The organism is Acetoanaerobium pronyense (assembly GCF_017874355.1).
Classification (GTDB): domain Bacteria; phylum Bacillota; class Clostridia; order Peptostreptococcales; family Filifactoraceae; genus Acetoanaerobium; species Acetoanaerobium pronyense.
On record NZ_JAGGLI010000002.1, the window covers coordinates 37,029 to 59,790 of the forward strand.

Sequence of the window (22,762 nt, forward strand, 5' to 3'; positions counted from 1 at the left end):
AAATAAAAATATTTATATTTAATATGATTTTTTATAATTACCCTCTTTTTTTACTTTCTCACTTTTATATCACATTGACAAAATAAAGCAAGAAATGATATTATGTTAGACGTCAAACAGTTTTACATCGAACTAATTAAAATTATATCTACACCCTGGAGGATAAAATGAAAGATAAAACGATTGGAATGGAGTTACGCTCTTTAAATAATTTAATAAAAAGGTATATCGAAAATTCTAAGCATTTTGAGTATGCAAAGAAGATAACAGGTACCAACGGCTGGATTATAGCTTACCTCGCTGAAAATGAAGGAAAGGATATATATCAAAAAGACCTTGAAGAAAAATTCACCATAACTCGCTCCACTATATCCAAGGTTATTACACTTATGGAGCAAAAAGGGCTTATTGAAAGGGAAGCAGTTGCAGGCGATGCAAGGTTAAAGAAACTGATTCTTACTCCTAAAGCAAAAGCTTTGCATAAAGCCATAGTAGAAGATTTAAAGGATATAGAAAATAAATTGATGGAAGGATTTACAGAGCAGGAAAAGGAAAACTTATTTTTATATTTTGACAAGATGAAAAAAAATATGGGAACTGAAGAAGCTTAGGAGGTTTTTGAATGATAACAACACTTGCAAAAAGCATAAGGGAGTATAAAAAGCATTCAATACTTACTCCAGTTTTTGTAACTATTGAGGTACTTCTTGAAGTAATGATACCTTTTTTGATAGCATACTTGATTGATTTTGGAATAGATTCTGGAAATATGACAGTGATTTTAAGACTTGGAGGACTGCTTCTTATTGCAGCATTTTTTTCACTGATATTTGGAGCCCTTTCTGGAAGAAGTTCAGCAATCTCTTCCGCTGGATTTGCAAAAAATCTACGAGAAGATATGTTTTACAATATACAGACCTTTTCATTCTCAAATATTGATAAATTTTCTTCATCAAGTCTTATTACAAGGCTTACTACCGATGTAACAAATGTACAAAATTCATATCAGCTCATACTTAGGATGGCAGTTAGAAGTCCAGTAATGCTTGTATTTGCCTTGGTGGCAGCATTTACTATCAATAAAAGTCTATCTCTTATTTTTCTAGGTGCTCTCCCAGTTCTTGGGATTGGACTATTTTTTATTATAAAATACGCTCACCCTATTTTTAGAGAAGTATTTAAAATATACGACAAACTAAACAACGTGGTTCAGGAAAATCTAAGGGGAATAAGAGTTGTAAAAGCATTTGTAAGAGAGGATTATGAAACAGAAAAATTTTCTAGTATATCAAAAGAGATATATGACAAATTTAGCCTTGCAGAAAAAATCTTGGCCTTTAATATGCCTCTTATTCAGTTTTGTATGTATGCAAGTATGATACTTCTTTCATGGTTTGGAGCAAGAGCTATAGTGGCATCTGGAAATAATCCTGCAATTGGATTTAGTACAGGACAGCTTATGAGTCTAATGACGTATACTATGCAAATTTTGATGAGTCTTATGATGCTTTCTATGGTTGTTGTGATGGTTTCTATATCTAGAGCATCTGCGGAAAGAATAGTTGAAGTTCTAGACGAAGATACGGACCTCAAAAACAAAGAAAATCCAATAAAAGAAATTAAGGATGGAAGTATAGAGTTTGAAAATGTAAGTTTTTCTTATGTCGGAAAATCCGATAAAATGGCACTTAAAAATATAAATCTTAAAATAAATTCTGGGGAAACTGTGGGAATTATTGGAGGTACTGGTTCTTCTAAAACAACTCTTGTGCAGCTAATCCCAAGACTTTACGACGTAACAGATGGAAGTGTTAAAATCGCTGGGATAGATGTAAAGGATTATGATTTAAAAACCCTAAGAGACCAAGTTTCCGTAGTACTTCAAAAAAACATTCTTTTCTCTGGAACTATAAAGGAAAACCTTAGATGGGGAGATCAAAATGCAACTGATGAAGATATAAAAAATGCAGCTATGTTATCACAGGCAAATGACTTTATAGAAACTTTTTCAGACAAATACGATTCTCATATAGAGCAAGGCGGGAGCAATGTATCTGGAGGACAAAAACAAAGACTTTCAATTGCAAGAGCTCTTCTGAAAAATCCTAAAATACTTATTTTAGATGATTCAACAAGCGCTGTAGATACTAAAACCGATTCACTTATTAGGAATGCTCTTATGAACGATATCCCTCACACAACTAAAATAATAATTGCTCAGAGAATATCTTCTATAAAGCATGCTGATAAGATAATAGTCATGGACGAAGGAAGCATTAATGGGCTTGGAACCCATGATGAGCTTTTAAAAAGTAATGAGATATACAAAGAAGTATATGAATCTCAGATGAAAGGAGAGATGATTAATGTCTAGAGGAATAATGAGAAGCAATAGACAAATGGGTCCTGTAAATTTAAAAGACGTTAACAAAGAAACCGTAAAAAGACTTCTTGGGTATGTAAGCAGCTATAAAATACGCCTTATATTTGTTGTTATTTCAATAATAATAAGTGCTTTTACAGGAGCTCTAGCATCACTTTTCCTTAGAACTCTAATAGATGATTTTATAACTCCCCTATTAATAGAAGCTGTCCCTGATTTTTCAGGTCTTTTTAGAGTTATTCTTATGATGGCTGGGATTTATCTAATAGGTGTTATAGCCTCTTTATTTTATACTTGGACTATGGTTTCTATCTCTCAAGGTGTTCTAAAAAAAATAAGGGATGAGATGTTTTCTAAAATGCAAAAACTCCCTATAAGATATTTTGACAGTCATAGTCATGGTGACCTTATGAGTCACTATACCAATGATATAGATACTCTGCGTCAGATGATATCACAAAGTCTCCCTCAGGTGCTTTCATCTTTGATTACAATTGTAGCCGTAATGGGAGCCATGCTTTATCTTAGTATATGGATGAGTATATTCGTAATATTGTTTTTGATTATAGTTCTTAAAGTGGTAAAGCTAATCGCCGGAAAAAGTGGAAAATATTTTACAGCCCAGCAAAAATCTCTAGGAGAAATTAATGGATATATAGAGGAAATGATTAACGGTCTTAAGGTTGTAAAGGTATTTAATTATGAAGATAAATCAAAAGAAAATTTTGACAAGAAAAATGAAGCTCTTAAAGAAAATGCCACTAAGGCCCATACCTATGCAAACATACTAATGCCAGTCATGATGAATATTGGATATATACTTTATGTTCTTCTTGCAGTTTTAGGAGGAGCTTTGGCAGTCTTTAAAATAACCAATATAAGTCTTAGTGGAATAAACATAATAACAGTAGGGATGATTGCGTCCTTTCTTCAGCTTTCAAGAAGCTTTATCAATCCCATAGCACAAGTCTCACAGCAACTCAACTCTGTGGTTATGGCAATAGCAGGAGCTGAAAGAATATTTAAGCTTATGGATGAAGAGTCCGAAAAAGACGAAGGATATGTGAGTCTTGTCTATGGAAGATATGAAAATAAAGAGCTTGTGGAGTCGTTTGAAAAAACTGATATTTGGGCATGGAAGCACCCCCATGAAGACGGAAGCATATCATACATTCCCCTAAAGGGAGAGGTTCAGTTTTTTGATGTTGATTTTGGATATAACGAAGACAAGCTCGTCCTTCAAAATATCTCTCTTTATGCCAAGCCTGGACAGAAAATAGCCTTTGTAGGAGCTACAGGCGCCGGCAAGACTACTATAACAAATCTTATTAACAGATTTTACGACCTTGCAGACGGCAAGATTAGATACGATGGAATTAATATAAATAAGATTAAAAAATCTGATTTGAGAAGCTCTCTAGGAATAGTACTTCAAGATGTAAATCTTTTTACTGGAACAGTAATGGAAAATATAAGATATGGGAGATTAGATGCAACTGATGAAGAGTGCATAGAGGCTGCAAAGCTTGCAAATGCGGATAATTTCATAAACCTTCTTCCTGATGGATATAGCACTATGCTCACTGGAGATGGAAGCGGCCTTTCACAAGGACAAAGGCAACTTATATCTATAGCAAGAGCTGCTGTAGCAAATCACCCTGTAATGATACTCGACGAAGCAACCTCATCAATAGATACAAGAACAGAGGCTATAGTCCAAAGAGGTATGGATGCCTTAATGGAAGGCAGGACAGTATTTGTAATAGCACATAGATTATCTACTGTTCAAAATGCTGATGTCATAATGGTTCTTGATAACGGAAAAATCATCGAAAGAGGAAATCATGAAGAGCTAATATCTGAAAAGGGTAAATATTATCAGCTCTATACAGGAATATTTGAACTTAATTAGTTTTAAAAAGTTGTATAATATTTAGAACTAAAAACTTCCCTTGTATTAGAAGTAAAAATAGAGCTCTCTAATATCAATGGAAGTTTTTTAAAATCCATCTTGACAATAAATTATTAATTGCATACAATATAATTATGTAAAATTCATTTTATTCAAGGAGGCTTTTTATGAATGTAAATTTCCCATTGGAAGAAACTGTAATCAAGCGTTATAGCGTTAGAAACTATGATGACAAAATTATTGAACAAGAAAAGATTAAGGCTATTGAAGATTTTATAGAAAACTTAGATAATCCATTTGGAAATAAGATTAATTTTCATTACCTTGACAAATCCCATATAAACAACGAAGAAAAGCTCGGTACCTATGGTGTAATAAAAGGGGCCAGCAAGTATATCGGAACTACAATAAAGTTAGAAGGTATGGCTTTGGAGGCTCTTGGCTATGAGTTTGAAGCTCTTGTTCTTTACCTTGCCTCTATTGATTTAGGTAGTTGCTGGCTTGGAGGAACCTTTGACAGAAAAGGATTTGCAGATGCTATGAATATTAAAGAAGGTGAGCTTTTTCCAATAATCACCCCTTATGGTTACGCTGCACCAAGTAAGCATGAAAAAGAAATCGAAATGAGAAAGATGATCCAAGCCGATAAACGTAAAGACTGGGGTGAACTTTTCTTCAAAGATGATTTTAACACCCCACTTTCTCAAGATGAGGCAGGTCAATTTTCTTTCCCTCTTGAAATGGTAAGGCTTGGCCCATCTGCTTCTAATAAACAGCCATGGCGAATAGTTTTAAAAGATGGAGATTTTCATTTTTATGAATATAAGGAACCAGGATATAGTGATTTCTTTCCTTACGATATCCAAAGAGTTGATATGGGAATAGCTGCAGCTCATTTTGATTTTGCAGTAAAGGAAAAAACCCTAGATGGAGAATTTAAGATATTATCAAATAATATTGAGCTTCCTGAAAATATAGAATATGTTTTTTCTTGGATTTCTAAGTAAAGGAGATGGATGAAGTGGCTAGTATCGAAGTAAACAAGATTGCTCCAGATTTTGAATCAAAAGATTTTAAAGGGGAGACTTTTAAGCTATCAGACTTTAAAGGAAAGAAAAATATCCTAGTTGTGTTAAACAGAGGGTTTGTATGACCTTTTTGCAGAAAGCATATGATGCAGTTGCATCAAGATTATAAAAAGTTCGATGAGAAAGATACAATAATAGTAGCTATCGGTCCTGAAAAAACAGACAAGTTTAAGAGCTTTTGGGATGAGTATAAACTAGAGTTTTATGGGATTCCAGATGAAAGTCAGTCTATCCTTAAGCTTTACGATCAAAAGATTAATATATTCAAGCTTGGAAGGATGCCTGCACAGATGCTTATAGATAAAAATGGAGTACTAAAATACGATCACTTCGGTCACTCAATGAAAGATATTCCTGAAACTTCTGAAATACTTGATTTAATAGAAAGTATGAAGTTAGATTAATAATACTTTAATAAAATATGGAAAATACATCTTATTTCACTATGTAATTAGCAAGAACCCTATGAAATAAGCAGAAAAATTTGCTTATCCATAGGGTTCTTGTATTTTAAGGGGGTATTCAATGAAAAACTATTTTGTTTTATAAGCTAGTTTGCATTTTCAAGAGCATTAAGAAGTGCATCTACATAGTCTTGTCCAATAGATGAACCTATTGAGTCATATACACCTTGAGATATACTTACAACTTCATCTATAAAAGACTCATCGAATTCAACCAGTTCCATACCTCCTGAAACTAAAATATCCTTGTTTTCTTCATTTACTCTTGCTAAATCTCCTTCTATTTCGGCTGCTGCTTCTTTTACTGCTTGCATAAGAGCTTCCTTATATAAAGGATCTAAGCTTTCAAATTTTTCTGAGTTGATTAAAAACTGATTACAGTATAGGATGTGATGTGTCATTAATAAATAATCCTGAACTTCATGAAGATTCGCTCCAACATTTGTATCAGTAGCGTTTTCTTGTGCGTCTACAAGTCCTTGCTGCAAGGATACATAAACCTCTGGCCATGGAAGTGGTGTTGGTGATGCTCCAAGAGCTCTCCAAAATGCCATGTGATTTTGATTTTCCATCGTTCTTATTTTTAATCCTCTAAAATCCTCTATTGTTTCTATCTTTTTGTTAGAAGTTGTCTCTCTAAATGTAGCACCTTGTAAATAGTGAAGCACTTGCATATTTTTTGCTTTATACGCTTCGTTTATCTTCGTATAAAATTCGCTATTATTTAGTGCATAATCTATAGTTGCTGCGTCATATTTTGCAAATACCATAGGTAGGTCAAATATAGCAACCTCTGGAACAAATGATACTGTCTGAGCTGTCTGAGCCACTACAAAATCTATGTCTCCAGCTAGCATCTGTGCTTGAAGCTCTTGATCATTTCCAAGCTGACTATTTGGAAAATAATCTACAGTCAGTTTTCCACCTGTAATCTCATTTACCTTTGCAGATACTAATTCTCCATAAAGTTGTGCTACAGCCCCTACTCCGGAATTATCAGCACCAATTAATTTTACTGGTTCTAAACTATCAAACCCTGTAGCCTCACCAGTTGCGCTAGGTTCACTTGCCTGAGGCTCACCAGCTCCACAACCTACTGCCATAACAACCATAAGTAAAGCTAATATAAGTACTAATCTTTTTTTCATTTTCTTTCCTCCTCTTTTTATTTTTTAGAGTTTACTATAAGAAAGCAAGACTAAACCATGGTACATATGTGATTAAAAATAATGCTACAGCAAAAGATAATATAAATGGTATTGCTTTTTTTGCTACACTCATTGGCGGAACATCTGAGATTGTCCCTGCAACAAATAAATCAAGTCCAAATGGTGGCGTGGCAAGACCTATAGATAAACAGCAAACCATTATTACCCCAAAATGTACTGGATTTACTCCCATGGCTTGTACAGCAGGTAATATTATTGGAGCAAGTATTACTATAGCTGGACCTGTGTCCATTACCATTCCAAGAATTAGGAAAATAACTACAATTCCTGTTAGTACTGAAAGAGTCGATGTAAAATTATTTAAAATAAATCCTTCAATAAGCATTGGTGCTCTTGCCATAGCAAGAACTCTTCCAAATGCAATTGCAAATGCTAGTACAAAACAAAGAGGAGCATACGTTTTAACTGCCTTCCCTAAAAAAGGAATAATCTCTTTGTAAGTAAATGTCTTGTATATAAAGAGAGAAACTATTAATGAATAAAATACTGAAATTACTGCCGCTTCTGTAGGTGTTACAAATCCTGCATAAATACCTCCAAGTACTATGATTGGTGATAATAATGCCCAGAAGCTTTCTTTGAAGAGTCTCAAAAGCCCAATTGATCTAAGCTCTTTCATCTTAATTCTTATTTTTTCCTTATCTTCACCTTTTTTTAAACTATAAACAACCGCATATATCATAAGAAATAGTCCTATCATTATTCCAGGTATTATACCTCCTAGAAATAATGCTCCAGTTGAAACACCGGTTGCCAAGGAATAAAGTACAAAAGGTATTGATGGAGGTATAATAACTCCTAGCCCCCCTGCTGTTGCAACCATTCCTGCTGACCACGTCTTGTCATAACCCATCTCCACTAAAAATGGTATTGTCATAGCTCCTACCGCTGCAGTTGTTGCAGGACCAGAACCAGATATAGCCCCATAAAAAAGACAAGTTAGAATTACTGCACAAGGCAGTCCTCCTGGAAGATTACCTACAAAATATGCGAAAAAGTTAAATAATTTTTTTGATATTCCACCTTCTGCCATAAGTACTCCACCTAATATAAAAAGTGGAACTGCTAGTATGGGCGTTGTATCTGAGCCTGAAAAACTATTGGCAATAAGTTGCTGAATCGAACTTCCTGTACCGCCTAAAACAAGAGGTGTAAGTGCTCCTAATACCATACTCATTGCTATTGGTACTGCGAACACAAGACTTACTAGAAAGACTAAAAATATCCACAATGCCATTAAATTTCACCTCCTGGTGTATCTAGGCCTTTTTTTACTCCTGTCATCTCTATCTCTTCTTGTGCCTCTTTTATAGTAGCCTCAAGAGTAGATTCTGGTCTTTTATTGAAGTTTTTGAAATTAGATATTATCTCTTGGAGCATTCTAATAGCTCCAAGTCCAAATCCTACAATAGTAGAAAGATACATTATCCACATAGGGATTTGCATTGCTGGAGAGGACTGCCCAGTTCCCATTACTCTCATTGTATAGTCCACGGAGTACTTAGTAAAAATAAGAAATATTACAAGTAATAATATATTAGTTGCTATTTCTATGGATTTTCTTACTTTAATTGGAAGAAGATCCATAACAACTCCAACTCTAAGCATATTTCCTTTTTTAATTGTATATCCTAATGATAAGAAAACCGTCCATATATAGCAGTACCTTGCAAACTCCTCTGGCCAGCTAAAAGAGCTAAAAAAAGTTCGTGCTATTATCTGCATCATCATAACTGACGAAATTGCAGCTAATAGTATAATCAATATAGATTCTTCCAGATGTTCATCTATCCATTTTATAACTGACATATTTTCCTCCTTTTCTTTTCAGAAGTCAAATACACCTTGTAGTTTATTAGAGCTATTCTTTTTCTGAAAGAATTGTCAATAACTCACTGCGCATTGCTTCAATCGGTGCTTCTTTTCCACTCCAAAGTTCTATTTGCTGTGCCCCTTGATAAAGAGACATTCCTAGGCCGTTTATTATCTTACAACCTATGGATTCTGCATCTTCAAGGAATTTTGTTTTTTCTGGATTATATGTAGCATCGAAACAAATTTGATTTTTGTTTAAAAATTCTTTTGGTACTGGTGTCATATCTAGGCTTGAAAGCATTCCCAGTCCTGTATTGTTCATGATTACATCTGATTCTCCTATAGTGGCTTTATATAGCTCCATATCCTCTATATCTACAGCCTGAGCTATATTTGCAAAGTTTTCATTGATATCGTTTGCCAGTTCCTCAGCCTTTGAGAGTGACCTATTTGTTATATATATTTTTTTTGCTCCGTTGTATGCAAGTACACTACATATTGCTCTTCCTGCACCTCCTGCTCCCATACAGAAAAATACAGTTTCTTTAACATCTAAATCAGGAACCTCTTCCATTAAAGATCTAAAGAATCCTATTCCATCTGTATTATACGCTTTTAATTTTCCATCTTTAAGTACTACTGTATTACTCGCATTCATCTTTTGGCACAGTGGATCTACTTCATCCACGTACTTCATTATTTCTACTTTATTTGGTTTTGTGACTGCAAAACCTGCAAAATTCATGTATCTAATACCATTTACTATATCTTCTAAGTGATCGTTTTCAACTTCACTATAGAAGTATAACATATTAAGTCCTGCAGCTTTATATGCTGAATTTTGCATTCTTGCAGCGTATGATTGGTTAAGTGGTTTTCCTAATAGCGTTACCATTTTGGTGTTTATATCTACTGACATTTTTTATTTCCCTCCTCGTCTATGATTTTACATTTTTTTTTTACTTTCTAGTCAATTTTATTTTCTTCAAAATATTTTTTAGTATGAATAAGGCATTGCTCTGCATGCCCTGCTGCACCCCTTGCATTAAACTCTTTAATATTAGGAAGTTCTATTGATATCGGATTTTTTGGCATGGCATTTAGATATCCCTTTAAATCTATTTTTCCAATCCCCGGATAAAGCCTACCTTCTCTTGCAACCCTAATCATCTCTGGGTCTTCAAGAGGAGGAATTTCTAAGGGTCCGTCACAAAGATGAATGAGTCCAAATCTACTTTTATCAACCTTCGCTAAATCTTCAGGTACCACATGAGACCTATAGGCATGAAGAGTATCCACCATTAAAAATGCATTTGGCTTTTTTACTTCATCTAGTATTTCAAGGGCTTGTGAAAGCCCTTGAACAGCTGAAAATGTCACAAATTCCAAATTCACCTTTAAATTGTACCTTGCTGCCATATCACAGATTTTTCCAAACTCATTTACAGCAAAATTTTTGTCCTTTGACCATATGCTTGATAGTACATCTGTAGCTCCAAGCTCTGCACTTGCTTCAAATGCCTTTTCATAATTGGCTACATCTAAATCTTCTCTAACTCTTGCAAGCTCTATATCCATTATTTTCATATCGTATTCTCTAAGTGCATTTTTCACTTCATTAAATAGCTTCCTATCTTCACCATATCGGAAAAGTGGTTCACCCTCTAAATACATAGGGATAGGCCTTAGACTTACATAATCATATCCAGCCTCTGCTCCTATTTTAATCTGAGTCACGGGATCAACTCCAGGAATAGTGAGATACGGAAGAGAAAATTTTCTTGACATAAGTAATCTCCTTTCCCTCACCTTATTTATGAGAAGTAGAGTGATTTGGAGGAACTAGCTCTCCATTTTCATTTTTTACAACCTTACCATTAACTACATTTTGCTTAGGTGTATAGATGTCGTTTATATTCCAGCAACCTGGTGTAGGAACCACTATATTTTCCATAGGTACATCCAGAAGATAAGGCTTATTACTTTTTACCGCTTTTTCAAGAGCTGGTAAAAATTCCTCTGTCGAATTTATTTTTATTGAATCAACTCCATATGCCTTAGCTACATCAGCCCATTTTGGAGAATACGAATCCCCATTTGGAGTAGTAAACACTGTTCCAAATTTAGTCTTATAATTTGCATATTCAAGACCTGCTATTGTTCCAAATGCTGAGTTATTCATAACCACCCATATTACAGGTATACCTTGCTCTACAGCTGTTGCAAGAGCCCCAGGATTTACGCCAAATCCTCCATCTCCAACAAGAGTTAATACTACTTTATCTGGGGCTGCCAGCTTTCCACCAATCAAAGCTGAACCCCCAAAGCCCATAGTAGCTAATCCTGAGCTATGGTGTATAGTACTTGGAATAGTAATATCAAACTGCTGTGCAACTCCATTTTTGTTCCAACCTACATCTGTGAATATTATTGCATCCTCAGGGATAACCTGTTTTACATCTTTCAATATACGCTGTGGAGTCATAGGGAATCTACTGTCATCTGCTATAGATTTATTTGAAGCCTTGAAGTCTGCCTTTTCTTTTCTTATTAAATCTCTGATTTCTGGTTTTTCCAAGCCTTCCGGTATTATTTTTTTGGCTTCATCCAAAATCTGCATTAAAGCTTCCTTTAAGTCTGCAATTGCACCTATGCTTACTGGATAATTTCTTCCAATTTCACTTGGATCTATATCTATCTGTAAAAATTCTGTATTGCTCATATCAAATGTTACTCCTGGATACCAACTAGAACTATCAGCCTCAGCAAATCTAGTTCCAAGTCCCAAAATAACATCTGCATTTGTTGTAAATTTATGGGTAAATTCAAGGCCCCAAAATCCAGTCTGTCCAAGCATTAAAGGGTGATTATCAGGCATAGAACCTTGTCCTGAAAGAGTTCTAGATACGGGGATATCTAAGAACCCAACAAGGTCCTGAAGCTCCTTTGAAGCATTTGCGAGAAGTATCCCTCCTCCAGCATGAATTACAGGATTTTTAGCACTGATTAATTTTTCTGCTATTTTTTTTGCAGCAGATGGTGCAAGTGCCGGTTTTATAGTTTCCCTACTATCTTTATATGTTCTTTGAAATAACTCTTCATCAATTTTTTCTGAGAAAATATCCATAGGAACAGATATAAGTACAGGACCAGGTCTTCCGCTTTCTGCAAGTCTGAATGCTTTATCTAGTATTTCAGGCATGGCCTCAGGATCATCAACCCTCCACGCTCTTTTTACTATAGGCTTTAGTATCTCATACTGAGATGCATCACTGTGCATATTAACTTCTTGGTGTGGATGCTTTCCATAGTAGTATCTAGGAACATCTCCTGCTATTACTACCATAGGTATAGAGTCAAAAGATGCGTTTGCTACTCCAGTTACTGTATTTGTAAGACCCGGCCCAAGATGAGAAAGGACAACCCCTGCCTTTTTCTTTACTCTTGCATATCCGTCGGCAGCCATTGCTGCAAGCTGCTCATTTCTAAATGAAACATACGTAAGTTTTTCACTTCTAGAAAGTGCATCTAAAAAACCTATTACAGTATGTCCACAAAGTCCAAATATATATTCAACACCTCTTCGTTCTAAATAATCTACCATTTGTTCAGAAACTAATTTTTTCACGTTACTGCCTCCTTATATATCCTTTTCAAGCTCTTCGTTGTAAAACTCTCCAAATAACTCTTCATCTGAAGGTCTATCTTCTGGAATCTCCTTAGATACCCATGTTATATTCATATAGTGTTTTAGGTTTACGTTTTCAGAAGTAGCATTACCTCCCCACGTCCCACAGCCTATACTTGATGTCATTGGCATTCCATTTGTAAATGCACCAGCATTTGCTTTTGACTGAGGTTGTCTTACCATAATTCTTCCAACTTGAGCATTGAGGGCAAGGGCATGAATATTTTCTTCATTATATGAATATATCCCAACACTATGTCCTTTTCCGCCAACCTCATGGATTGCTTTTACTATCTCTATTGCGTTTTTAAATTCACCTTTGTATTTATGAACTGCAAGTAATGTAGTTAATTTTTCTCTACACCATACATCTTCATAAGATTCTGTGTATGAGCCTGTACCTCTAGCTACGAGGAATTTTCTATCTTCTGGAATTGAGAACCCTGCAAGCTCTGCCATTTTCTGAGGGGATTGGGCAACAGAATCAGATAACCTATGACAATCTTTATCCCACATCACTTTTTTTACTGCTTCTTGCTCCTTTTCACTTAGTAAATATCCCCCTGCAGCTTCAAGTGCTGATACAGCATCCTCAAATATACTTTCCTGAATTATTATATTTCCATCAGCCGAGCATCCAGATCCATAATCAGAGGTTTTTGAAAGCATAGTATTTATGGCTGCTTGAGCAAGTTCATCTTTTGCTGTCTCGTCCCATACCATAGTAGAGTTTCCAGCCCCTACTCCATATGCAGGAGTTCCCGAACTATATGCTCTTCTTACAACGCCTTGTCCTCCTGTTGCAATTACAAGATCACATTTGCTATTTAGAGCTTCTGATAAAGCCTTATTAACTTTAGCTTTGCCTTGCCCTAATATTTGAATTAAGTCTTCAGGAGCGCCAACCTCTCTAAGTCCTTCTCTCATAAGCTCAATTGTTCTTCCACCAGTTTTTACTGCTCTTGGATGAGGTGAGAATATTATTGCATTTCTTGCTTTAAGTGCGTATATTGAGTTTCCAGCTGGAGTAAGGTCAGGGTTCGTAGCTGGAACAACACATGCAATTACTCCCACTGGTTTAGCGTATTTTACAATTCCTTTTTCAGGTATTTCTTCAATTATTCCCACACTTTTTTGTCTAAGTGCATCTCTAAGTACTCCTCTTATTTTAAATCTCTTGTTTTCTCTACTTACAGGATCTCCAAGCTTACTTTCTTCTATACTCATCTCAACTAGCTCTCTAAAAGTCCTTTTATTTGCAACCTTCCAAGCTATAGCTCTTATTGCTCTATCCACATCTTCTTGACTCCAAAGTTCAAAAATCTTCTGAGCAGCATCAGCTTTTGCAAATTTTTCCTCAATCTCATTTATTTGGTCTTGATCTAATTTTTTATAGATCTCTTCCATTGAATTCATTCTACTCATTATATTACCTCCGCATTATCTTTAAAATATTTAAGTAAGGAAAACGATTTTCTTTTTTAGAAAAATTTTTAGAAAAATATAGTTATTTTATAAGATCCTTTGATCTTCCAGCTCTTAATAAATAAGAATCGGTTTCATGCTCTACTATGTTTTGAATCTCTTTACCAATTTCCAGTAGCTTAAGAATATCTATCCCTGAGTTTATATTCATCTCATCGAGCATGTGTACCACATCCTCAGAGGCTACGTTTCCTGCTGCTCCTGGTATAAATGGACACCCTCCAAGACCCGCTATCGATGTGTCAAAGTTTGTAATTTCGGCTTCCATTGCAGCCATTATATTTGCAACTGCCATGCCCCTTGTATTGTGAAAATGAAGCCACCATTTTACTTCAGGGTACTTTTCCTTAACCTTGACGCATAGTTCATAGACTTGCTTTGGCATTGCCATACCTGATGCATCAGAAAGTGATATCTCTGTGATTCCTACCTTTAAATATGCATCTATTATACTCATTACCTCTTCTTGGCTGATGTCGCCCTCCCATGGAGAGCCAAATGGCATTGAAATGGAACCAGATACCTCTAAGCCATTTGAAGTCGCAAGGTTGGTCATCTCACTAAAAGAGCTTACACTTTCCTGTGGCGTCATATTTATATTTTCTAGATTGTGCCTTAGACTTGCAGAAACATTTAGCTTTACCTTTTTGCATCCACATGCTATAGCTCTTTCTATACCTTTTACATTTGCTACTAACGCTCTAAACTCTACTTCATTAAAATCCTTAAATGCTAGAAAAAGTTCATCAGTATCTGCCATCTGTGGAACTGCCTTGGGATTCATAAAAGATCCAAGTTCAATAACTTTAAATCCGGAATTAATAAATTTCTTCCCTATATCTATTTTCTGGGAGGTGTCTAAAATCTTTGCTTCATTTTGAAGTCCATCCCTCAGCCCAACCTCACAAAGTACTACTTCCGATGGAAGTTTCATTAGCTAAACTCCTTTCAAAATTTTCAGTATATTCTATATTTAAGATAATTCTATAGTAGTTTCTATTGCAAGTCTAATACCTGTTTTGTATAATAATGATAGTTTCTCTCTATGATTTTTTATAAAGTATTTTTTTGTTAATCTGCTAACATACTGTAATTCGCTATGTTTTAAAGTATTTTCACTAGATTTTTTTTTAGATTTTTTCTATGATTTTTAAAATTATTATCTTTAATTCTGATAAGGAGGCATTTATGACACTTCAACAACTTAAATATTTTTTAGAAGTATGCAACACTCTCCACTACACTAGGGCATCAGAAAATCTAAATATATCGCAGCCTAGTCTAAGCTATGCGCTCAATCAGCTGTCTGATGAGCTAGGGGCTCCACTTTTTAAGAAAAATGGCAAAAAAATACTCCTTACAGAATACGGAGAAGTATTTCAAACCTATGTTGAAAGTTCACTTCAAATACTTGCACAGGGAGAACAACAGATTAAAAATATGATAAATCCTCAAATAAAAAATATTAATTTAGGATACATATATAGTGTGAGTTTTGACGTAGTTCCCAAATTAATTGATGAATTTTATATATCCCAGGGAGATAGAAAGATAAATTTTAGCTTTCAGGTTAATATGACAAATTCCCTTATTGAAGAACTTGAAAAAGGAACTCTTGATGTAATACTTTCCCCCCCTCCTGATGTCTCTTATGACTTTATAGATTCTATTCCTATTTTAGAGCAAGAACTTTTTCTTTTGGTCTATGAAGGTCATACCCTTGCAAATAAACCCTCTGTCACAGCTGATGATTTTAAAAACGAAAAATTTGTAATGATAAATAAAAAAACAAATCTATATTTGCAGACCGAAGCTCTATTTAAAAAACATAATATATTCCCAGAAACAGTTTTTAAGGTTGATGAATGTAACTCAATGGCAGCTTTTGTAGGAGCTCAGCTTGGAGTTGCTATTATGCCTCAAATACCTTCCCTTGATAATTATAAAGTTATAGCCATTCCTTTTAAAGATAAGAAAATGTCAAGAACCATAAGCCTCTTATGGAATAAAAAAAATCCCAAACACGAGGCGTTAAAAAAATTCATAGATTATTTTGATGCTTCCAGAAAAAATATTGGCTGATGATATTATAAATTAAAATAGACTTTAATAGCCTGAAAAATTTACAAGCTATTAAAGTCCTTTTTAATTCTTAGAAAATAATAATATACTTCTGTCCAAAATCGCTGCCAGAACTACAGTAATAATTGACCAAGCAAATACCCCCGGAGTATTTAGATTAACCCTCTCTATTTGAAAGCTTGTGCCCATGGATATTCTTGGCTGACTAAGTACCTCTGCTGCTATTATTATCTTCAGGTTTAGCCCCATAGCTGCTGACATCCCACTTTTCAGATACGAGCTTATTGATGGAAAATAAAGGTCTTTGAGGCGTGTAAATCTATCAACTTCGTATATATCCATCATCTCTATTAGCTTTTTATCTACATTTCTAATACCTTGAACCACATTTTCATAAAGCACTGGAAAAATCACAACAAAGCCTACTAGTATAGGGGATTTCTCTGACTGAAGCCATATGAGGGCAAGTAGTATGATTGCCATAGTAGGAAGTGCTCTAATCATTGTAACAAGAGGCCTTAAAAGATAATATACAGGTTTTGATGTACCTGCAAGAAGTCCAAGTATCACCCCCGATATCAAAGCAAGTACAAACCCTATAACTGCTCTTTTTGTTGTATTAAATACAGCTAGTAAAAACCTTTCTGAAGTGGTTATCCTTATGATTTCCCTTAGAGTAGCTTCTGGAGAAGGAACAAGTATTTCCTTCCCCACTAAAGCTGATAGTATTTTCCATAAGGCAATAAGAGCTATTACTGATATTATTGTATATAGTAACTCCCTATCCTTTTTACTTTTGGTAATAGAATCCTTCATCAGGAAGTTTCCCCCCTACAGTCTCTTTCTGGTAGTCATGAAGCACAGTTAAATATTTCTCTATAGCACTCTTTGCATCTTTTGCTCTTACAAATTTTATATTTGATCTTTCAAGACCATTTATTACTGCTGGTTTTGAAAGACCAGTTTCAAGCTCTTCGCTATACTCTCCAGCTAGCTCTGGATTTTGATTTAACCAGTTTATTGATTCTTCATATTCCTTTATAAATTGCTCCACAAATTCAGGATGATTTTCAATTAGTTCATTTTTTATTATTAGGGAAGCCTGTGGATAGCTATCTTCTTCTGTCAATTTACTCCACTCCTGCTGAAGGTCAAATAGCATTACTGTGTCTGGTTTTTTTAGCATTACATTTGAAAGTGCTGGTTCTGGAATCACTGCTATATGAGAATTTCCTGATATAAATCCTGAAGCTAGCTCAGCCCCTTCTCCCATATATGTAAGAGTAACGTCATTTTCTGGGTCTATTCCGTTGTTTGATAAAACATACCTTAATACTATATCAGGAGTAAGGCCTCTTCCTATTGTATGTATTTCCTTCCCTTTCAAATCTTCAAAGCTACTTATCTCTTCATTTCCAACCATATATAGTATTCCCCATACGCTTGACCCTACAAGTGTATATTCTACATCTCTGTTATAAAGCGATGCTGCAAGGTTCGTAGGAACTACAGCAATATCAATCTCTCCAGATATTATTCTGGCTGCCATAGAATCCGGTGACTTTACAGATTCATAGTTCATATTTATATGATCTCCAAATGATGGGTTTTCTTTAAACATTTTTATCATACTTAGTGTAGGGGCTCCTGATGGACCTGCTACATTTATAGTCATCTCTTCTAGAACTATTTCATCTACTATATTTTCTTCTACCTTTGGTGCTTCTTGGGAGCAACCAGCTAAAAGCATCCCTCCTAGAGTTAATATCATAATCATGCTAATAATTTTTTTCATACATACCTCTCCTCGTCTAATGTTTTATAGGTTTTAATAATGATTTATGCTGTTTTAAAAATTTTTTTACCATTTCCCTGCAAAAGATTTATCAACTTCCCTCTTATATTCACAAGCTCAATACTGTCTAAGCTTCTTAGGTGCTGACTTTTATCTATTTTTATTATCTCTTTTACTGTGCATGGATTTTTATCAAGAACTACTATTTTGTTCCCAAGAAGCAGTGCTTCATCAATCTCATGGGTCACAAATACAATTGAGTTATTCCATTTGTTCCATATTTCCACTAGGCTGTTTACCATATTTAGTCTTAAATCATAGTCTAAGGATTTGAAAGGTTCGTCCATAAGAAGCATCTCAGCCTGAAAATTAAATGCTCTTGCTATGGAAACTCTTTGTCTCATTCCTCCACTTAGTTTAGAGGGAGTGGCATTTTCAAAACCCTCAAGTCCTACTATTTCTATAAGCTCTCTTATCTTTAGGTCATTGGCATTTTTGTTGACAAGCTTTATATTTTCATAAACACTCTTCCATGGAAGCAGTCTATCCTCTTGAAATACATATCCTATTTTTTCTTTTTTTTCATGGATTTTTCCCTCATCAGGCTTTAAAATATTTGCAAGTATATTTAGAAGGGTTGATTTCCCGCACCCTGATGGTCCTAGTATACAGGTTATTTCATTTTCCTCTATAGTTAGGTTTAAATCTTCAATAACAACTAAATCATCATAGCTTTTGTGAATACCTTGAAGCTTCAAGTTAAGCACCCCTTTTATCTATATCTTCCTTATTTTTTTCATCTTGAAGTACATAGTAAACAAAAGAATCTATCTTTGATTTATCAATTTCATTTTCATTGCCATCAAATGTCATATTAAGTATTGGAATTTGATTATCATTATCAGTGTCTTGATGTAAAATGTTTATGATTGTATTTGTATTTTCATACATAGATGATATGTTAATGATTCCATTAATATCATTTATATTTCCTGTTAATTTAGAGTATCTGTATCTTCCATTTGCCCCTGAGTAAAGGCCCATATCTTTATTTGCTCTAGGCTCTAGTTCATCTAGATTTTCTTCAAAAGAAGACTCTCCAAATATACTTGAAATGATTTTAATATATGATTTAAATTTGTCCATTAAGGTATGGGCCGTCTTTTCTTCTTTATTTTTCTTTTGCTTTAGATAGTCCATCCATAAAAACCACATATATTCGCTCAGAGGTTGATACAGTATCTTAATGTCTTTTTCTTCTAGATTCTTTAACATATTGTTGTTTAAGAAGTTATTGAAAAGAATACTTACTTCTCCTGTTGCCAAAAGTTTTTTTGAGACTGTTTTACTAAGTGAAGCTTTAACCCTAAGAGCCATGTCCTTTAAAGTATCTATTGAAAGTTTTTTCGCTTTTATTAGATTTTCAGCTTCCTTTAAAAAAGTTTCTCTATCTTTTATATTTGCTAGATTTATAATGTCTCCAAGAAGAAGCACTAAAAATGTATCTTTTGAGATTCTGTCATTTTTTATAATTTCTTCTGCAAAAGGAGATACTATATCTACATCACTTAAATTTTCTTTATTGAGTTTATCTCTTATAAGTCTGCTATACTGTCCATCAGCTTCTGACCCTTCTGTTGCAGGAATTAAAAGAGAGTATTTCTCTTTTTCCTTTTTATCCTTTAGGTTATATATACAGTCCCCTAAAAGGGCTGTAAGAGAAAGATATTCTTTGGAAAGAGTATATTTTCTTCCCATATCTAAAGATTTTTCGTTTGTCATAGGAAGGACACTAGCTTTCCTGCCATTTGCTTCAAGATATGCCTTAAAAAGACTGCTGTATGGATACATATATGGAATCAATATTGTAGCATCCTTATCAATCTCACTAATTGAGTTTTTTATATTTGTAGGTATGTGAGCAGTTTGCTCAGAATAATATTTAAGTGTCTTTGCATCTTCATTTTTTACTATTTTTGATTTTAAGCTATTTACAAAAGCCTCTACCCTCGTTAATACTCCTACACTTGAAAAATGCTCATCAACTTCTATATTTAGATAGGGCTTTCCCTTCATTTCTTCTTTAAAATAGTGGGAAACCACAGTATCAGGGCCGCATCCATGATTCGTAATATATATGGCATAGAGATTCGGATGGTTTTTGATTATCTGTGCTCCCGAAAGTATATGTTGTCCAAATGGCCAGTACATATTTGGATGCTCCTTTGATGTATCATGATCATGGGCTGGAAGGTTAGAAAGGGTGAGGACTTTGTATCCAAGCTTTTCTAACTTTTCTGGAATGCCCATGTTTAGTATAGGATCTACTATTCCATAAGTTCTAGTTACTATAACAAAAGCTTTTTCATCTTTTCCAAGATCTTTAATAGTTTGCTCTCCTAATTTTTCAACCTTTGTTTCAAATGTATTTAGTGCCTTCATCCCTTTTGCAAGGGCAATTGATCCTTGGATAGTATTTTTTCCAAGCTCCTGGGAAAGATTTAGAAGTGTCTTCATCATGTATTTTTTCCCAAACTCAAATGAAAGTTCAGGAGTAAGTAGCTTTATTCCCTTTTCTCTTAATCCCATGGTTTTATCAATAAGCTTTGGCCATGACTGCATATAGACGCATCCATAGTTTTGTCTTGTCTTAGAAACTTCATGAGCCATAGTATATATACTTGGCATAAATATATAATCTACACCTTTATCCATAAGCTCAGCAACATGTCCATTGATTAACTTGACTGGATAGCAGGTCTCCTCCATTGCAAACTTTTGACTTAGCTCAACTGTTTTTTCGCTGCTGTTTTCTGAAATAATAACATCAAATCCAAGCTCAGTAAAATATGTATTAAAAAGTGGAAATAGTTTTTGAAGTACCAGCACCCTAGGAATACCTATAGTTTTCTTTTCAGCATTTGTCCTTCCTTTATAGCCGTGAAGATAATACCTCTCTATCTCTTCAAAAACTTTAGTTCTTTTGTTTTCCTGATTTTTCGTTTTCTTTTTTAAACTTTTAAAATCAAACTCTCTATCAAGATCAAACCCTCTAAAATCGGATGATTTTCCTTGCATTTCTTCTTGGGCAAGTATTGCTGCTCCATAAGCCCCTGTAACGCTAAAGAATTTTGGAACATAAATCTTGTCTCCAAGGATATTTCTAAATGCATTTATTACTGCCTGATTGTAAGCTACTCCGCCTTGGAAAAATACCTTGCTTCCAATTTCTTTATTTCCCACTACTTTGTTAAGATAGTTTTTTGCAATAGAATATGCAAGCCCAGATGATATATCTTCTATCTTGTCTCCTTGGCTTAGGCTTTGAGCGATATTTGTTTCTATAAATACTGTACATCTATCTCCTAAATCTACAGGATTTTCAGATTTTAGAGCTATATCTCCAAAGCCTTCAATTTCTATATTCAGCTTTTTAGCCTGTTCTTCTATAAATGAACCTGTACCTGCCGCACAAATTTTGTTCATCTCAAAATCCGATACTACTCCATCCTCAAGTTTAATAAACTTGGAATCTTGTCCACCTATTTCTATTATTGTATCCACATCTTTATCTAGAAAAAGTGCAGCTCTTGCCTGAGCCGTAATCTCATCCTTGATTACATCTGCACCTGCAAAACTCCCTGCCATATATCTTCCTGAACCTGTAGCTCCAACTCCTAAGACCTTAATTTCCTTATCTATATCTTTTTTAATTTCTCTAAGACCCTTTTGAACTGCACCTATAGGGTCTCCCTTGGTTCTTAGATATTTAAAAGAAAGTACCTCTGCCCGTTCATCCATAAGTACTACATTTGTACTTGTAGAGCCTATATCAAGGCCTATATATCCTTTTACATAGTCAATATGTTTTGTATCTTTGCATATATGCTTGTTCAAGCTATTATTTTTTCCATCTATGTATAGTGGTGCTAAACTTATTTTTTCTTTAGTTTCTTTTAAGGCATCATCTGCTTTGAGTATATTTCCAAGTTTATTAAGATTTATATGCAAAGAATCTTCAATGGATATTATGGCTGCTCCTAAGGCTGCTATGTTTGAGCAGTTTTCTGGAATTATAATATTTTTTTCATCAAGATTTAAAGTATCTTTAAGAGCTTTAATTATAGCTTTGTTATAGGCTACTCCTCCTGCAATTAAAACCGTTTCTCCTATATCGCTTTTTTTAACTACAGTGGCCTTATAATTTTTCACAAGGGAATATGCAAGTCCAAGGAGCATATCATTTACATTTACTCCTTCTTGCTGATGATGTATGATATCCGTCTTTGCAAACACACTACATCTCCCTGCAATCCTAGGAATAGATGTGGCAGCTTCTGCAAGAGTAGAATAATCTTCAAAGTTTATACCCAGCCTTGAAACTTGCTCTTCTATAAATGAGCCGGTACCTGCTGAGCAGTTGGAGTTAATAGATATCTTTATAGGGGAGCTTTTTTCATCTGACATATTTGTAATATATTTGGAACTTTGCCCTCCTATCTCTATTATAGAGTCTATATTTTCATCAAAGGATTTACCTCCTCGAACCAGTGAAGTAACTTCATTAATCCAGCTAAATTCGCTATCTGTGGATAATGATTTGCTTCCCTGTCCCGTGAATCCCCCAAATGTAATCATCTCTCCATATTTTTCTATAAGACTATTTATGTTTTTATTTAGTTCCTCTTTTACTCTTCCTTTATGTAAGATATAGTGATTTTCTAAGACTTTAAGATCTGAGTCTATAAGTACTAATTTAATTGATGAATATCCTATATCTATTCCTAAGCTATACAAAATAACTGCCTCCTTATGCAAACT

At 34.5% G+C, this 22,762-nt stretch carries 18 protein-coding genes; 6 read left to right on the forward strand and 12 right to left on the reverse strand.

What is annotated here, in order from left to right:
- The first annotated feature begins 167 nt into the window (after positions 1–167).
- The 5 genes from J2Z35_RS01405 to J2Z35_RS01430 all read left to right on the forward strand — a co-directional run bounded on the left by J2Z35_RS01405 (position 168) and on the right by J2Z35_RS01430 (position 5,787).
- A complete protein-coding gene (locus tag J2Z35_RS01405; RefSeq protein WP_209658617.1) occupies positions 168–611 on the forward strand; it encodes a MarR family winged helix-turn-helix transcriptional regulator in 444 nt (147 codons plus the stop codon).
- Between the two features lie 11 nt (positions 612–622).
- Positions 623–2,374 (forward strand): ABC transporter ATP-binding protein, encoded by a 1,752-nt coding sequence (locus tag J2Z35_RS01410; RefSeq protein ID WP_209658619.1) that lies wholly within the window; start codon positions 623–625, stop codon positions 2,372–2,374.
- The gene (locus J2Z35_RS01415; RefSeq protein WP_209658621.1) at positions 2,367–4,295 is read left to right on the forward strand and encodes an ABC transporter ATP-binding protein; all 1,929 of its coding nucleotides are present in this window, start codon (positions 2,367–2,369) and stop codon (positions 4,293–4,295) included. Before J2Z35_RS01410 ends, J2Z35_RS01415 begins: the two co-directional genes overlap by 8 nt.
- Positions 4,296–4,462: 167 nt before the next feature.
- Positions 4,463–5,302, forward strand: coding sequence for a nitroreductase family protein (locus J2Z35_RS01420; RefSeq protein ID WP_209658623.1), 840 nt, complete (start codon positions 4,463–4,465; stop codon positions 5,300–5,302).
- Between the two features lie 14 nt (positions 5,303–5,316).
- Positions 5,317–5,787, forward strand: coding sequence for a peroxiredoxin family protein (locus J2Z35_RS01430; RefSeq protein WP_330623315.1), 471 nt, complete (start codon positions 5,317–5,319; stop codon positions 5,785–5,787).
- 146 nt (positions 5,788–5,933) lie between these two features.
- On the opposite strand, the gene J2Z35_RS01435 is transcribed toward J2Z35_RS01430, so the two are convergent.
- The 8 genes from J2Z35_RS01435 to J2Z35_RS01470 form a co-directional block, all read right to left on the reverse strand.
- Positions 5,934–6,995, reverse strand: coding sequence for a TRAP transporter substrate-binding protein (locus J2Z35_RS01435; RefSeq protein WP_209658629.1), 1,062 nt, complete (start codon positions 6,993–6,995; stop codon positions 5,934–5,936).
- A 34-nt stretch (positions 6,996–7,029) separates the two neighbouring features.
- Positions 7,030–8,313, reverse strand: coding sequence for a TRAP transporter large permease (locus tag J2Z35_RS01440; RefSeq protein ID WP_209658631.1), 1,284 nt, complete (start codon positions 8,311–8,313; stop codon positions 7,030–7,032).
- Complete coding sequence (locus J2Z35_RS01445; RefSeq protein WP_209658633.1) at positions 8,313–8,885, reverse strand: TRAP transporter small permease; 573 nt, start codon at positions 8,883–8,885, stop codon at positions 8,313–8,315. Before J2Z35_RS01445 ends, J2Z35_RS01440 begins: the two co-directional genes overlap by 1 nt.
- Before the next feature lie 52 nt (positions 8,886–8,937).
- On the reverse strand, positions 8,938–9,810 hold the full coding sequence (gene aroE, locus J2Z35_RS01450) for a shikimate dehydrogenase (protein WP_209658634.1): 873 nt from the start codon (positions 9,808–9,810) through the stop codon (positions 8,938–8,940).
- Between the two features lie 47 nt (positions 9,811–9,857).
- Positions 9,858–10,679: a sugar phosphate isomerase/epimerase family protein gene (locus tag J2Z35_RS01455; protein ID WP_209658636.1), complete on the reverse strand. Its 822-nt coding sequence runs from the start codon at positions 10,677–10,679 to the stop codon at positions 9,858–9,860.
- A gap of 22 nt (positions 10,680–10,701) precedes the next feature.
- Positions 10,702–12,519, reverse strand: coding sequence for a thiamine pyrophosphate-binding protein (locus J2Z35_RS01460; protein WP_330623316.1), 1,818 nt, complete (start codon positions 12,517–12,519; stop codon positions 10,702–10,704).
- Between the two features lie 12 nt (positions 12,520–12,531).
- Positions 12,532–14,004 (reverse strand): aldehyde dehydrogenase family protein, encoded by a 1,473-nt coding sequence (locus J2Z35_RS01465; RefSeq protein ID WP_245330700.1) that lies wholly within the window; start codon positions 14,002–14,004, stop codon positions 12,532–12,534.
- Positions 14,005–14,086: 82 nt separating this feature from the next.
- Complete coding sequence (locus tag J2Z35_RS01470) at positions 14,087–14,998, reverse strand: hydroxymethylglutaryl-CoA lyase (RefSeq protein ID WP_209658637.1); 912 nt, start codon at positions 14,996–14,998, stop codon at positions 14,087–14,089.
- 254 nt (positions 14,999–15,252) lie between these two features.
- Between J2Z35_RS01470 and J2Z35_RS01475 the strand changes: the two genes are divergently transcribed.
- Positions 15,253–16,146: a LysR family transcriptional regulator gene (locus J2Z35_RS01475; RefSeq protein ID WP_209658639.1), complete on the forward strand. Its 894-nt coding sequence runs from the start codon at positions 15,253–15,255 to the stop codon at positions 16,144–16,146.
- 63 nt (positions 16,147–16,209) lie between these two features.
- On the opposite strand, the gene J2Z35_RS01480 is transcribed toward J2Z35_RS01475, so the two are convergent.
- Genes J2Z35_RS01480 through J2Z35_RS01495 form a run of 4 tightly spaced genes read right to left on the reverse strand, consistent with a single transcriptional unit; the run spans position 16,210 to position 22,738 of the window.
- Entirely contained in the window at positions 16,210–16,962 is a 753-nt protein-coding gene (locus tag J2Z35_RS01480; protein WP_209658642.1) for an ABC transporter permease, read from the reverse strand.
- Complete coding sequence (locus J2Z35_RS01485) at positions 16,937–17,941, reverse strand: ABC transporter substrate-binding protein (RefSeq protein ID WP_209658644.1); 1,005 nt, start codon at positions 17,939–17,941, stop codon at positions 16,937–16,939. Before J2Z35_RS01485 ends, J2Z35_RS01480 begins: the two co-directional genes overlap by 26 nt.
- 44 nt (positions 17,942–17,985) lie before the next feature.
- Positions 17,986–18,708, reverse strand: coding sequence for an ABC transporter ATP-binding protein (locus J2Z35_RS01490; protein WP_334300514.1), 723 nt, complete (start codon positions 18,706–18,708; stop codon positions 17,986–17,988).
- Entirely contained in the window at positions 18,701–22,738 is a 4,038-nt protein-coding gene (locus J2Z35_RS01495; RefSeq protein ID WP_209658645.1) for an acyl-CoA dehydratase activase, read from the reverse strand. The genes J2Z35_RS01490 and J2Z35_RS01495 overlap by 8 nt, the downstream gene beginning before the upstream one ends.
- Positions 22,739–22,762 lie beyond the last annotated feature (24 nt).

Excerpts from the sequence above, each read along its gene's own strand:
- J2Z35_RS01410 (WP_209658619.1), top strand. The coding sequence starts at position 623 with ATGATAACAACACTTGCAAAAAGCATAAGGGAGTATAAAAAGCATTCA.
- J2Z35_RS01480 (WP_209658642.1), bottom strand. The coding sequence starts at position 16,962 with ATGAAGGATTCTATTACCAAAAGTAAAAAGGATAGGGAGTTACTATAT.
- J2Z35_RS01445 (WP_209658633.1), bottom strand. The coding sequence starts at position 8,885 with ATGTCAGTTATAAAATGGATAGATGAACATCTGGAAGAATCTATATTG.
- J2Z35_RS01440 (WP_209658631.1), bottom strand. The coding sequence starts at position 8,313 with ATGGCATTGTGGATATTTTTAGTCTTTCTAGTAAGTCTTGTGTTCGCA.
- J2Z35_RS01470 (WP_209658637.1), bottom strand. The coding sequence starts at position 14,998 with ATGAAACTTCCATCGGAAGTAGTACTTTGTGAGGTTGGGCTGAGGGAT.
- J2Z35_RS01420 (WP_209658623.1), top strand. The coding sequence starts at position 4,463 with ATGAATGTAAATTTCCCATTGGAAGAAACTGTAATCAAGCGTTATAGC.
- J2Z35_RS01415 (WP_209658621.1), top strand. The coding sequence starts at position 2,367 with ATGTCTAGAGGAATAATGAGAAGCAATAGACAAATGGGTCCTGTAAAT.
- J2Z35_RS01405 (WP_209658617.1), top strand. The coding sequence starts at position 168 with ATGAAAGATAAAACGATTGGAATGGAGTTACGCTCTTTAAATAATTTA.
- J2Z35_RS01465 (WP_245330700.1), bottom strand. The coding sequence starts at position 14,004 with ATGAGTAGAATGAATTCAATGGAAGAGATCTATAAAAAATTAGATCAA.
- J2Z35_RS01475 (WP_209658639.1), top strand. The coding sequence starts at position 15,253 with ATGACACTTCAACAACTTAAATATTTTTTAGAAGTATGCAACACTCTC.
- J2Z35_RS01435 (WP_209658629.1), bottom strand. The coding sequence starts at position 6,995 with ATGAAAAAAAGATTAGTACTTATATTAGCTTTACTTATGGTTGTTATG.
- J2Z35_RS01485 (WP_209658644.1), bottom strand. The coding sequence starts at position 17,941 with ATGAAAAAAATTATTAGCATGATTATGATATTAACTCTAGGAGGGATG.
- aroE (WP_209658634.1), bottom strand. The coding sequence starts at position 9,810 with ATGTCAGTAGATATAAACACCAAAATGGTAACGCTATTAGGAAAACCA.
- J2Z35_RS01455 (WP_209658636.1), bottom strand. The coding sequence starts at position 10,679 with ATGTCAAGAAAATTTTCTCTTCCGTATCTCACTATTCCTGGAGTTGAT.